12 protein-coding genes and 1 tRNA gene are annotated in these 12,927 nt (G+C 52.8%); 7 read left to right on the top strand and 6 right to left on the bottom strand.

Annotation, left to right across the window (positions count from 1 at the left end; all coding sequences use genetic code 11):
• Positions 1–119: 119 nt before the first annotated feature.
• From IEW12_RS07850 to panE, 3 genes are all read right to left on the bottom strand, one after another.
• Positions 120–213: transfer RNA gene (locus tag IEW12_RS07850), tRNA-Ser, on the bottom strand.
• Between the two features lie 164 nt (positions 214–377).
• On the bottom strand, positions 378–1,628 hold the full coding sequence (locus IEW12_RS07845) for an aspartate kinase (RefSeq protein WP_188565360.1): 1,251 nt from the start codon (positions 1,626–1,628) through the stop codon (positions 378–380).
• A gap of 560 nt (positions 1,629–2,188) precedes the next feature.
• Complete coding sequence (gene panE / locus IEW12_RS07840) at positions 2,189–3,130, bottom strand: 2-dehydropantoate 2-reductase (RefSeq protein WP_188565359.1); 942 nt, start codon at positions 3,128–3,130, stop codon at positions 2,189–2,191.
• Positions 3,131–3,419: 289 nt separating this feature from the next.
• Here panE and IEW12_RS07835 point away from each other — a divergent pair, with 289 nt between their 5' ends.
• The 4 genes from IEW12_RS07835 to IEW12_RS07820 are packed head-to-tail and all read left to right on the top strand — an operon-like array spanning position 3,420 to position 7,893.
• A complete protein-coding gene (locus tag IEW12_RS07835) occupies positions 3,420–4,010 on the top strand; it encodes a DUF4142 domain-containing protein (protein WP_229750980.1) in 591 nt (196 codons plus the stop codon).
• Between the two features lie 33 nt (positions 4,011–4,043).
• Positions 4,044–5,030 (top strand): non-homologous end joining protein Ku, encoded by a 987-nt coding sequence (ku, locus tag IEW12_RS07830; protein ID WP_188565358.1) that lies wholly within the window; start codon positions 4,044–4,046, stop codon positions 5,028–5,030.
• A 35-nt stretch (positions 5,031–5,065) separates the two neighbouring features.
• The gene (ligD, locus tag IEW12_RS07825; protein ID WP_188565357.1) at positions 5,066–7,609 is read left to right on the top strand and encodes a DNA ligase D; all 2,544 of its coding nucleotides are present in this window, start codon (positions 5,066–5,068) and stop codon (positions 7,607–7,609) included.
• A gap of 26 nt (positions 7,610–7,635) precedes the next feature.
• Positions 7,636–7,893 (top strand): hypothetical protein, encoded by a 258-nt coding sequence (locus IEW12_RS07820; protein WP_188565356.1) that lies wholly within the window; start codon positions 7,636–7,638, stop codon positions 7,891–7,893.
• Between the two features lie 100 nt (positions 7,894–7,993).
• On the opposite strand, the gene IEW12_RS07815 is transcribed toward IEW12_RS07820, so the two are convergent.
• Positions 7,994–8,248, bottom strand: a complete 255-nt coding sequence (locus IEW12_RS07815) for a hypothetical protein (RefSeq protein WP_188565355.1) — start codon at positions 8,246–8,248, stop codon at positions 7,994–7,996.
• A 457-nt stretch (positions 8,249–8,705) separates the two neighbouring features.
• Here IEW12_RS07815 and IEW12_RS07810 point away from each other — a divergent pair, with 457 nt between their 5' ends.
• Entirely contained in the window at positions 8,706–9,104 is a 399-nt protein-coding gene (locus IEW12_RS07810; protein ID WP_188565354.1) for a response regulator, read from the top strand.
• 322 nt (positions 9,105–9,426) lie between these two features.
• Here IEW12_RS07810 and IEW12_RS07805 read toward each other — a convergent pair whose 3' ends face one another.
• A complete protein-coding gene (locus IEW12_RS07805) occupies positions 9,427–9,627 on the bottom strand; it encodes a hypothetical protein (protein ID WP_188565353.1) in 201 nt (66 codons plus the stop codon).
• 525 nt (positions 9,628–10,152) lie between these two features.
• On the opposite strand from IEW12_RS07805, the gene IEW12_RS07800 reads away from it, so the two are divergent.
• Entirely contained in the window at positions 10,153–10,593 is a 441-nt protein-coding gene (locus IEW12_RS07800) for a DUF4148 domain-containing protein (RefSeq protein WP_188565352.1), read from the top strand.
• Positions 10,594–10,712: 119 nt separating this feature from the next.
• Here IEW12_RS07800 and IEW12_RS07795 read toward each other — a convergent pair whose 3' ends face one another.
• On the bottom strand, positions 10,713–12,350 hold the full coding sequence (locus tag IEW12_RS07795; protein WP_188565351.1) for a phospholipase D-like domain-containing protein: 1,638 nt from the start codon (positions 12,348–12,350) through the stop codon (positions 10,713–10,715).
• A 221-nt stretch (positions 12,351–12,571) separates the two neighbouring features.
• On the opposite strand from IEW12_RS07795, the gene IEW12_RS07790 reads away from it, so the two are divergent.
• The gene (locus IEW12_RS07790) at positions 12,572–12,868 is read left to right on the top strand and encodes an ArsR/SmtB family transcription factor (RefSeq protein WP_188565350.1); all 297 of its coding nucleotides are present in this window, start codon (positions 12,572–12,574) and stop codon (positions 12,866–12,868) included.
• Positions 12,869–12,927: the final 59 nt, after the last annotated feature.

Genomic DNA, 12,927 nt, shown 5'->3' with positions numbered 1-12,927 from the left:
GCTTGCAAGCGATTCCCTTCGAATCCCGCGGCAAGCCATACTAATGGCTTGCTAGTCTCCACATCTCGCCAAAAAGAAAAAGCCGCTTAACTTTTACATTAAGCGGCTTTTAGTATTGCTGGCGGAGACTGAGGGATTCGAACCCTCGATACAGGTTTAAGCCCATATGCTTCCTTAGCAGGGAAGTGCCTTCGACCACTCGGCCAAATCTCCACACTGTCTTTTGCAGCGTCGTTACCTCTGCTGCAATCGAGAACCGAGATAATAGCCGCTTGCGCGGCTTTGGTCAACAGTAACTAGCGCCAAAATCTTGCTTTTTGCACTCGTGGCGAGCAGGGGTTTGCTGTCGCCGCGATTTTGCCGGGGCCGGACGCGTATTAAGCTGATTCCAGGCCGAAAGCCTTGTGCAGTGAACGCACTGCCAATTCCATGTATTTTTCGTCAATCAATACGGAAATTTTGATTTCAGAAGTAGAGATCATCTGGATATTGACGCTTTCGTCGGCCAGGGTGCGGAACATTTGCGATGCAATGCCGACATGGCTGCGCATGCCTACGCCGACTACGGAGACTTTCGATACCTTGGGGTCGCCGATGATGTTGCCGGTGCTGATGTGTTCCTTGACGCTGGCTTCCAGCACCTGCATGGCCTTGGTATATTCGCCGCGCGGTACGGTAAAGGTGAAGTCGGTCTTGCCGTCTACAGACTGGTTCTGGATGATCATGTCGACTTCGATGTTCGCATCGGCGATAGGGCCCAGGATCTGATAGGCGATGCCTGGCTTGTCCGGTACGCCGAAAACGGTGATCTTTGCTTCATCACGGTTAAACGCGATGCCGGTGATGGTAGCTTGTTCCATGTGTGTATCTTCCTCAAACGAAATCAGGGTGCCGGAATTGGCTTCTTCTTCCAGCGGTATCATTGGGTCGGTCAGCGACGACAGTACGCGGGTAGGCATGCGATAGTTGCCGGCGAATTCCACCGAACGTATCTGCAGAACCTTGGAACCCAGCGAAGCCATTTCCAGCATTTCTTCAAATGTCACTGTTTTCAGGCGGCGCGCATCAGAGACCACGCGCGGATCGGTGGTGTAGACACCATCCACGTCGGTATAGATCAGGCATTCCTGTGCCTTCAAGGCAGCGGCAACGGCCACGGCAGAGGTGTCGGAGCCGCCACGGCCCAGGGTCGTGATATTGCCGGCGTCATCCACACCCTGGAAGCCGGTAATGATGACTATCTTGCCCGCATCCAGATCAGCGCGCACCTTGGTGTCGTCGATCGATGCGATACGTGCCTTGGTATACGCGGAATCTGTTTTGATCGCGACTTGCCAGCCGGCGTAAGACACAGCCTGCTTGCCGATAGCCTGCAAGGCCATCGACAGCAGGCCGACAGAGACTTGCTCGCCGGTGGAGGCGATCATATCCAGTTCACGGGGATCAGGCTGGGCCATAATTTCTTTGGCCAGGCCGATGATACGGTTTGTTTCGCCAGACATTGCTGACGGCACCACAACTATCTGGTGACCGGCATCATGCCATTTGGCAACGCGTTTGGCGACATTCTTGATGCGTTCTGTCGAACCCATCGAAGTACCGCCGTATTTGTGGACGATTAAAGCCATAGATGTCAAAAAAGTAATGCCGGAGACCCGATAAGCCAACAAGCCGCGCGTAAAGTAAAGATACGATGCGTGAAGCAAATGATTTATGCAGGCCGCCTGAAGCAGGGGTGAGAAAAGCGGAAAATCAACCCCTTACTCTACATGCTGCTACGCAAAATAACAAGTTGGGGTTGCCTAATTTTTAAGCAATGACGGAATGAAAGTTTGGTTTTTACTGAAAAAACTGACGAAAATGTGTCGTTGCAGGCAAGGAAATTGTAGGCTGGGGAGCGTACGCAAACGCAGAGGGCTGCAAATTGCCGGTGTGACATGAGGCTGCTGCACTCCAATAAAATCAGGAGTATGGCAATAAATACATGCAAGAACGCCAGCAATGGCGGACTCCGGATTCAAACAAGCTGCCTATACTCTATGGAGTATAGGCAGGCATCAAAGGCGAAGTGCACGGTTTTTACGCCGTAGCGCCGGGACCGCGATGCGGCCAGTAATGACATTTTCTAATTACTAATTTGCATATTGATATAAGAAATCGATTGCAGGCATTGCACGCGCTACGTTTTCTAAGAAGAGGTGCGTTTGCTTCTTGCCTCGTAGGATTTCAGATGCGTGTACACCAACCGTAGCAATGGAAGGGCGGGTTCCTTCAAGCCAAGTTGCTGGCCGCGCTCTATCAGGTTGCCGATGATCTGATCCGCTTCTATGCGGGCGTGGTTTTCAATGTCACGAAACATCGACGCGGTCAGCGGCGATCCTGCCGTAGTCAGCAAGGTGCGCAGCTGGTTGAAGAAGCCCGTGCCGGGTGCATGGCCGGCAGCCGCGGCTACGCTGCTGCATTCTGCCAGCACGTCCAGCACAAATTGCTGGCCGCCGGGGGCTTCCATGATGTCGCCAATGGCACTGCGCATCAGGCTGGTACTACCGGCCAGGGAGGCCAGCAGTACCCATTTTTCCCACATTGATTGCAGAATGTTTTCGCTGGCCACTGGATCGAACCCAGCGCCGGACATGGCAGCCAGCACTTGCTTGATGCGTTCCGACATCGTGCCGTCGCGCTCGCCAAAGGTCAGCGAGTGCGAGGGCGCCAGGTGCAGGATGGCGCCTTGTGCATTCACGGTTGTCGATACGGCACACTGGCCACCCAGCACATTGGCTTTGCCGAAGCGGTCTTCCAGTGCATCCAGATGGCGCATGCCGTTCAACAGCGGCAGTATCATGGTTTTCTCGCCGACTGCCGGCGCGAAAGAATTGATGGCGTCGTCCAGGTCGTAAGCCTTGCAACTGACAATGATCAGATCGTAATCCGGTTTCAATTGGGTGCTGAGCACGGTGGGTGGCGCCGCCAATGACAAATCACCCACCGGGCTTTTGATCACAAGGCCGTTTTGTGCCAGCAACTCGGCGCGTTTGGGGCGCACCAGAAAAGTGATATCCCTGCCGGCAGCCAGCATCCTGCCTCCGAAGTATCCTCCCACAGCACCAGCACCGACGACGAGTATGCGCATGTTTGTCCCCTTTGTTTTGGCCTATTGGCCGAGCGAATTTTTAGCAGGAAACGATTATTGCACAAAATGATGATCGTCATTTATTTGAGGATTTTCCTCGAACCAATGCTGTTACGGAGCTGCGCTCTCGTAACCACGTAGAGACGAAAAATGAGTTGGAAATGAAACTGCGACGGCACAGTGCGTCACCTTTTCCTACACAAACTGGTATCCGCATCTTACGGCCATCCTACAGCCGTTTCATAGCGAGATTGCTACCATGGTTCTCTGTGTATTCAAGGAGAATTTCATGAACTTACATGCACTTTCCCACTCCCGATTCATGTACAAACCTTCCAGAAAATCCATGTTGCTCATCGTTGCGGCAGGCATTGCCTTGATAGCTGGCCTGGCGGCAGCATCGGGCTCTTACGCAGCAGCAAAGGATGCGGAAGCGCAACTGGGTGCAAACGATAAACAATTCCTGATGACTGCGGCGCAGGCTGGCAATGCCGAGATAGTGGCAAGTAAAACTGCATCGGGAAAAGCCAATTCGGATGCCGTGAAAAAATTCGCGGCAGAAATGCTGGCCGACCACGGCAAAGTAGCAGACGAGTTGAAGAAACTTGCTGCCGGCAAAGGGCTGAATGTGCCTGATGAGCCCAGTATGAAACAGCAAGCCCTGATTGCGAAACTGAACGTGCTGGACGGCGCGAAATTTGATCAGCTATATGCGGCAGAAATAGGTGTCGCCGCGCACAAGGAGGCGGTAGCCCTGTTCCGCAAGGCGGCGGTTAGTGCCAAGGATGCGGATGTGAAGGCGTTTGCGCAGCAAAACTTGCCGGCGCTGGAACATCATCTGCAGATGGCGCAGAACCTGAAGACGGCGGTTGGCGAATAGCGGCCGGACGAAATTCCAAGCAAGGGGAAAATCATGCAGCGAGCCCTCTGGAAAGGTGCGATCAGCTTTGGCCTGGTCCACATACCGGTAGAACTGTTTTCCGCCGTAAAACAGCATGAGCTGGATTTGACCATGCTGGACAAGCGTGATTTTTCTCCCATAGGTTTTCGCCGCTACAATAAGCGTACGGGCAAGGAAGTGAAATGGGATGACATTGTCAAAGGATATGAATACAAGGATAGCGAATATGTCGTGCTGTCGGATGAGGATCTGAAGCGCGCGAATGTAGAGGCAACGCAAACCATAGATATTCTTGCCTTTGTCGATGCGGCCGAGCTTCCGCTGATCTACTATGAACAACCCTATTATCTGGCCCCTGATCGCGGCGGTGACAAGGTGTACGCCTTATTGCGCGAGACGCTGCGCCGGGCAGATAAGGTTGCCATTGCCCAGGTGGTGATACGCACCAAGCAGCACTTGGCAGCATTGCTCTGCGTTGGCGACACGATAGTACTGAATACTTTGCGATACAACGATGAGATTCGCCCTTCGAAAGATCTTGAGCTGCCGGCGAAAGCTTTGAGAAGTGCAGGCATCAGCGACAAGGAAGTGCAAATGGCATTGTCGCTGGTAGAAGGAATGACGGAGCAATGGGACCCCTCCCAGTATCACGACAGTTATCGTGAGGATGTGCTGGCGCTGGTGAAGAAAAAGGTAAAAGCCAGGCAAACCAAGACCATTACCGAACCGGAACCTGAGACACCCAAAGCCAGTGCGGGTAACGTGATTGACCTGATGGCTTTGCTGAAGCAGAGTCTAGGCAAAAAAACTCCGGGAAAAGGGAGCAGTGCGAATGCAGGAACGGCCTCTGTTGAACCGATAGCGAAGCGCAAAGTGGCACCCGCTTCAGCAAAAAACAGAAAAACTACGGCAGTAAAAAGAGCATCTGCTGCAAAGAAAACGCCGGATAAGAAAACTCCCGCCAAGCGCTCACCCGCTCCGCAGCGGGCGCGCGCCTGACAGTTTTCTCGTCCGCAATGCAAGGAGGATTCCCGATGAGCCTGGAAAAATACTGGGAAAAGCGCGATTTCAGCGCTACGCCTGAGCCAAGGGGCAAGCCGGGACCCAGGCCCACCGCTCTGCGCAGTCCCTTGCGCTACTTTATACAGCGGCATCATGCGCGCGCATTGCACTATGACTTCCGGCTTGAGCTGGAAGGCACGCTGAAGAGCTGGGCGATACCGAAGGGCCCCAGCCTGAATCCGGCTGAGAAGCGCCTCGCTGTTCACGTTGAAGATCACCCGCTATCGTATGGCAGTTTTGAAGGCATTATCCCCGCTCGCCAGTACGGCGCAGGAGAAGTCGTGCTATGGGATGCAGGCTATTGGTTGCCGATAGGGGATCCAGAGCATGGATACAGGAAAGGACGTCTCAAGTTTGAGCTACAGGGAGAAAAATTATCAGGCACCTGGGCATTGGTGCGCATGGGGGCTGCGAAGCAAGAAAAGGAAAACTGGTTATTAATCAAGGAAGATGACGACTCTGCGAGAACCGGCAATGACGCCAATATCACTACTCTAAGGCCCGAGAGCGTGCTTGATAAGCTGCAATCCCGCAAGCAGGCCGCGCGGCAGCAATCTGCGCGCGAGGATAGCCGCACGCTGGACGGTATTCCTGACCTGGATGGAGCGGTGAAGAAAAAAATGCCGGCGTCGGTGATGCCGCAATTGGCGACCCTGGTCGATACGGCACCCGATAGCGAAGGATGGGTATCGGAAATCAAGTTTGACGGCTATCGCGCGCTGAGCCGTATAGACGGCAAGAAGATACAGTTGTTGAGCCGCTCGGGCAAGGACTGGACTTCAAAATGGCAAGCGGTCGCCGATGCACTGGCTCAGCTAAAGTGCAGACAGGCCTGGCTGGACGGAGAAATGGTCGCCATTGATGCCGATAGCAATATCAGTTTTCAGGCCCTGCAAAATATGACCGATGGAGAGGACGGACAGGAAGGGTTTCATCTGGCTTATTATCTGTTCGACGTGATTTATCTGGATGGCTACGATCTCAGTGAAATGGCTCTCATTGACCGCAAGCTTTTATTGAAGCAGTTAATTGGAAATTATCAGGGCGACCGCTTGCTGTACAGCGAGCATATGGACGCCAAAGTTGCGGATGTAGCAAAGCAGGCATGCAGGCATCAGATGGAGGGCATCATCATCAAGAGCGCCGATGCAGGCTATCGGCAAAGCCGTAGTCGGAACTGGCTGAAGCTGAAGTGCAAGAACCGGCAAGAGTTTGTATTGGGCGGCTACACCGACCCAGCCGGCAGCCGCGAGGCATTTGGTGCTGTGCTGGTCGGCACATACAACGACAAGCGGGAACTGGTCTATGCCGGGCGGGTTGGCACCGGTTTTGACGGTGGAACGCTGAAAGAATTGATGAAAAAATTCTCGGCAATCGAGCAGGCGGATAGCGCCTTCTTATCACCTCCATCCGGCGTTGCTGCGCATGGCGTGCATTGGCTAAAACCTGTGCTGGTTGCCGAAATCGAATTTGCGCAATGGACCGAGTCAGGCACCTTGCGGCATGCGTCTTTCATCGCCTTGCGCGACGACAAGAAGCCCGGCGATATTCACAGGGAGAACCCTGCTAAGCTTGGCCAGGTTGAGGAAGAAGATCCCTCCAAAGAAGGCGGTGAACAGGAGGTGGCCGGCGTCAGGCTTACGCACCCGGATCGGGTGGTATTTGCCGGCACAGGGCTGAGCAAACATGACCTGGCGCTTTATTATGAGACCGTGCAAGAATGGATATTGCCGCATTTGAAGAAGCGCCCGTTGACCATAGTCAGGTGTCCGCAAGGCGGCGAGAACAAGTGTTTTTTCCAAAAGCATGCCGCAGAGACTATACCGGACGGCATTGGCCGCATAGCGGTACCAGAGAGCGAGGGCACTGCCGTCTACATGATGGCCAATACCCTGGAGGCACTCGTTGCGCTGGTGCAGATAGGCGCTTTGGAACTGCATACCTGGGGCTCGCATCAGCGGGCCTTGATGAAACCGGACCGCATCACCTTTGATCTCGATCCAGCGCCCGGCCTGCAGTGGCAGCGGACCGTAGAAGCCGCGCAACTGATGCGGGGCCTGCTGACCGAGGTCGGCCTGCAAAGCTTCGTAAAAACTACCGGCGGCAAGGGGTTGCATGTAGTCGTCCCCATTGTCCCCGGTTATGGATGGGATGAGCTGAAAGCATGGTCGCACAGTATTGCAGATTATATTGCCGACATCCTGCCCGCGCAGTTCACATCCAATAGCCGCAAGTCTAGCCGCGATGGAAAAATTTTCCTGGATTACCTGCGTAATGGGCAAGGGGCAACGGCGGTTGCTGCCTACTCTCCGCGTAACCGCGAACATGCGCCGGTATCTACTCCTTTGTTCTGGGAAGAGCTGGATGAAGGCGTCCGTTCCGACACATTTACCATCAAAAATTTGCCTGGCCGCTTGCAGCAGTTGCAGCAAGATCCCTGGCAAGATTATTTCACGCTGAAGCAGAAAATCAGCAGCAAGATGCTGCGGCTGTTCCAGCGTGGCGAAACAGCATAACTGGATATTTTTTATTGGGAGGCACTATGACTATCGACATCACTCAAAACCGCACGAATATTTTCAGTATCTATGCCAGTCGCCAAGCCGACGGCACTTACCTCGGCCACGTCAGGCATCAGATAGAAGGGCGGCCTGAAATGGACCGTGTGTACGACTCAGGTGTTTCCGGCACGGAGAAAGAGGCATTGGAAGAAGCGCACGCGTATGCGGCCAAATACATAGCCGAGCACAATTATGACGATTTGCTGGACGCGGATATGCTGTCGAGAAGCGGTAGCTAGGACTGCTGCTTTTGGGTATGCGCCTGCGTTTTCTGTAAACGCAAAACGCTACCCACTCGCTATGGATCAGGGGACGTAGAAGCGGGTGCCTGAACTGAATTTACCGCCAGTCAGATTCGAACAGATAATCCTGCTTGTGCAAATCGCGGTAGGCCTGATACAGGAACATCAGGATGCCGAAGACGACAATAAGCAGAGACAAGGTCCACAGCCACGGCGGTAACTCCTCCCGGCATAGGCCCGTGTAGTTGCAGACGGACGCCTGGGAGACCCGTAAAAAGTTGGCGACTGCAAGCACGATAATGGAGAGAAAAAAATACTTAAAGCAGCGATATTTGCTAGGGATTTTACGCATTTTGGTTCCTCCTTCAGGATCAAGATAGCGTAAAAGTGGAATGCAGTGGTGTAAAAAAATGTGAAAAAAAAGCTAGGTTTTTACTTGATTTTTTATGGGCCATTTCAAATCATTGGCTTAAGACTGCAAGTTAAAGCTTTACCTCAGATTAAATTTTTTCTTTCGTTCCGGTAATGTTGTTATGGCGATGCCTGGCATCGGGGCGCATCATTTTTGTGCAATTTGTAGTCTACATCCTACAGTGCTTCAGGCAGAGTGCTGCTGGCAAATCTGTGGGCAGGGAAATATGATGGAGACCAATAAGTCGGGTGCCAGCATGTAAAATGTCGGCACCGGCTTTGCAGCATATTCAAGTTAGAATGGGTGCCGCCGCTATTGCACCTGGCTTGAAATTTCCTGGTACAGAAAAGCATTGCGCTAATTAAAAATATAAATCTCTTCAGCTCTCTCGGCCATTATGCAAGCTAATCAAAACGATTTAAGTGTCGGCGACAGTGGATTGCGCATCCTCGTTGTCGAAGACAACGGCAATTTGAAAGACATGTTATGCGACATGCTGGAATTGCTGGGACATGCTCCAACCGGAGTGATCAATGCGGAGGACGCTTTGGCGCTGACGCAGCAGAATGTTTTCGATGTATTGCTTACCGATGTCAGCCTGCCCGGAATGTCGGGTATAGAGCTGGCAAAGCAATTAGTTGAAAAGCAGCCAGGCGTGCACATTGTTTTTGCGTCAGGCTACGGCGCCCAGATGGTGCAGCATCTCAAATTTAAGAGCCACGTGCTGCCCAAACCTTATGACGTAGAGCAGATACAGCAGTTACTTGCAGAGGTATCTTCACTGCGCGTGCGATAGCATGCACATGATCGTTAATGCGAGTATGGGTGCGCCAAACAGCACGGCTACGGCAAGTTTTTGCATGCTACTCTCCTTTCATATGAGATAAATCGTATTGCTCCGCCTGTATTCAATCAGGAATTCCTGCGACCGGCTATATACACCAGGCTTTAAGCCGGATTGCGGGCATTTTTAGCAGTCTAGCCTTCTGCTATCCAGCAAGATGCTGAGAATAGAGCCGCGAAACTGCGTTTATTTAATTGCGTTCAAGCTAACTGCGTTCAAGCTACCTTGCAGAAAACCTGCTGCATTCCAGACAGGTACTCCCGAACACCATTTCTCATCCGCGACTGTCGCTGATGCTGCGGCCGGGATGGCTTCTGCCCATCCGCATAGGCGAGCGTGTCAACGCCTGGCTCTTTCCATCGTTATTGCCTATATAGCTTGTCTGTCCATCGGCTGGCTGGGATGGTGCCTCAGTGCCACGCGACAGCGGTTTGTCAGAAAATTTGTCGCCAGGTTTACGAACGGTTTCCATCATGCCCTCGCAATTCGTTCAGTTGGTTCTCGTGCTGCTCGTATTTGTCAGCGTTCTTTGGTGCCTGTTTCAAATTGTAAGTGACTTGGTTCTGGTTGCCTGCCGGACGAAAACTTTGCACGGTGTAGGATGAGTCCGATGAAATTGGATTGCTTGTGAGCATAGTAAAAGAGCAAGCCGGCGACACGGCAATGTGTCTCTTTCATGCAATTGGGCAGCAAACTAATCGGCTGATTTGTTGCCTCTCTTGTAAGCTTGAGGTAAATTCAATGACACAGAAATAATTTTTAGCCCGGGCAGACGCAGGGGAGAGCAATAAGTCTGCCTCCAAATAAGAAAAATCCCCTTACCAGCATCAAGAGTTTGGCGGGGAATCTATTGAAGTAAGTTTGTTCAGACCGGTGGCCGGTGGATTTGAATGAGCGAGTTTGGTAGCCGGTCGAAAAAAACGATTGCAATATCAATGGTGTATTGTTCGGCAATGGATTTTGATCCTGCTGGGCAATGTGAAGACAATAAGGGAGACTTATGATGAAAAAATTATTACTGGTTCTGGCACTTCCACTGGCAGCAATTTCTGCGCAGGCTCAAACATCGTCGGCTAGCGCTTCAGCGTCGGCATCTGCTCCTGCCATGGGCAAAACCCGCGCAGAAGTAAAAGCGGAAACACGCGCAGCGAATAGCAAAGGTGAATTGAACAAGAATCTGGATCTGGATCCAATTCCTGTCAAAGCCAATAAGAGCAGCGGCAAACCACGCTCCGAAGTGAAGGCAGAAACACGCGCAGCCAATACCAAGGGCGAATTGAACAAGAACCTGGATCTGGATCCGGTACCTGTCAAAGGCGACAAAACAACTGGCAAGACTCGCGCTGAAGTAAAAGCTGAAACCAAAGAAGCCGGCAAAGCAGGCGAATTGAACAAGAATATCGATCTGGACCCTATTCCTGTTTCCAACAAAAAGAAATAAGCTTCAGGCCGGTATAGATAACAAGCGTATCGATGCCGGCAGCAGAGCAAGAAAATGGGCCGCAATCGTGGCCCATTTTTACTTACCCTGTCTTTTACCCTTGTCTCTTGCAATAGCCGCTACAATAATTCTTCGGGTGCAAATGGATCCAACAGGCGCAGCGCGAGTTTCAGGAAAAATCCTGCGCCAGGCTCGTCATCCAGTATCTCTTCCTTATTCTCATCCAGGTCCAGCGAATCATTGCCTATCCATTCTATGCCTGCGGCTGTGATTGATGGCCGCAGCAGGAAGGTCGCCTTGGGGCCGTCCTTGTGCATCAGGTCCAGGATCTGCCCCGCCATGCGGCTATCCTGAATAATCACGCCCATCTCGGTATTCTGGCGGCTGGAGCGCGGGTCGCTGTTCATCGAGCCTATGAATACCTGCTTGCGGTCGATGACGGCGATTTTTGCATGCAGCATCGCTTGTGAGTTGCCGAAGTCCAGCGAGCGCTTGTCGTCCTTGCTGCGCATGGGGTTGATCTCATGAATTTCCACGCCCAGCTTGATCATCTCCTTGCGGTAGCGGGAATAACCTATGTGCACCAGCGGCGAATCTGTTGATGCCAACGAATTGGTGACCAGCACCATCCTGACCTTTCTTTCGCTCAGCCCGCGTATCCCCTCCATGCCGGTCTTGCCCGGGATGAAGTAGGGTGAGATGACTATCACTTCCTGCTGCGCGCTGCGCATGATTTGTGTGATGCTGCTATGCACGGTCATGTGCATGCTGCCTTCGGTCAGGCCGGCAACCTTCATCGGCGAATCCGCAAATACCGTCGCGGGCGCCCACAGCAAATCCAGCTTGCCGCGCTCCAGTTCTACCGCGAGGGGCGGATAATCCAGGTCGTCACGGAGCGTAGGCGGCAGTGGAGCACGGGTGCTGGAGATGCCGAAATCCGGTGCGTGCGGAAAGTTCGGTGCATCATCGCGCCTGTAGGCGCTAATGATCTGGTCTGCAGGATAGACGTACAGGCTGTTCCAGTAACGGTCAAACACTTCGGACAAGTCCCGCACAATATCGCCGATGACGAAGGTATCCAGGTCGATGAAATTGGCCGCTTTCGCGAACATGAAATATTCATCGCCGATATTCCTGCCGCCGACAATCGCCATCGCATTGTCGGCAACGAACAGCTTGTTGTGCATGCGGTGATTGACGCGGTGGAAGTCGTTCAGCGAAAACAGGAACTTGCTCCATAAGCTGGTGCGTCCCGCAGGAAAGGGATTGAACAGGCGCACCTCCACGTTCGCTTGCTGCGACAGGTTCAGCAAGCTTTGATCCTGCCCGACGGTAAACAAGTCATCCACCAGCATGCGCACGCGTACGCCGCGCGCGGCTGCCGCTGCCAGTTCCTTGAAAACGGTGCGGCCCGATTCATCGCTGCCTATCACGTAGTACTGCAGGTCTATCGTGTGTTGCGCGCGCCGTATGAGCTCTATCCTGGTATCAAAAGCGAAGGCTCCCAAAGGCAGCAGGCGGAAACCGGATTGCTCCGTTTTTCCTTCCGGCGTGGACGCGAGCGCAATCTTGCCCAGATTGGTTTCATAGGGGGATGGGTAAGCCAGTGAGACCGGATTGATACCGGCAGGGGGCAGGCCGGCGCAGGCAGTAAGAGAAACGATCAACACTGTGGACAGGATCGCGGCAGTCAGGCGCAGCCAACGCCGAATGGGGAAAAATGGTGTGGAAGTGACCGGGGGATAGCCCATAGACATCGTTCTCCAGGGAGTTGAGGTGGGTGAGCTTGCTTCATTTTACTGTTTCCCTAAGGTATGCGGTGCTTAATGTGATGGCCCTGTGGCAGGACTGCATCAGCGATTGCCGGCAAAACCCCCAAAAATAAGCGCTCCAAGCATATCTTGAAAAACCGAACTATAATTCTATATATCGAGATATTCAAATATATAGATTTATAAAAGATCCACACGAGACATCCATGGACATTGACGAAATTATCAAAGCGCTCTCCAACCCGGTACGCAGGGAAATCCTGGTATGGCTGAAAGACCCGGTGACCAATTTTCCAGAGCAGGAGCATGCGCTGGAGCTGGGGGTTTGCGCCGGCAAGATCAACCAGCGTTCCGGCTTGTCGCAATCCACCATTTCTTCGCATCTGGCGGTACTGCAAAGAGTGGGCCTGATTTCCAGTCATCGCATGGGCCAGTGGGCATTTTTTAAACGCAATGAAGAGGCTATCCAGGCTTTTCTGGATGAGATGAACAAGCAGCTTTAATGCTGCAAGCAGTAACAACAAGCGCTTGGGCCTCCGGCGGTGCCGGAGCAGGGGTTGTC

The sequence above is a fragment of the Parundibacterium terreum genome, from assembly GCF_014636315.1.
GTDB classification, from domain to species: Bacteria; Pseudomonadota; Gammaproteobacteria; order Burkholderiales; family Burkholderiaceae_D; genus Undibacterium; species Undibacterium terreum.
This window is presented reverse-complemented; position numbering and strand designations above follow the sequence as displayed.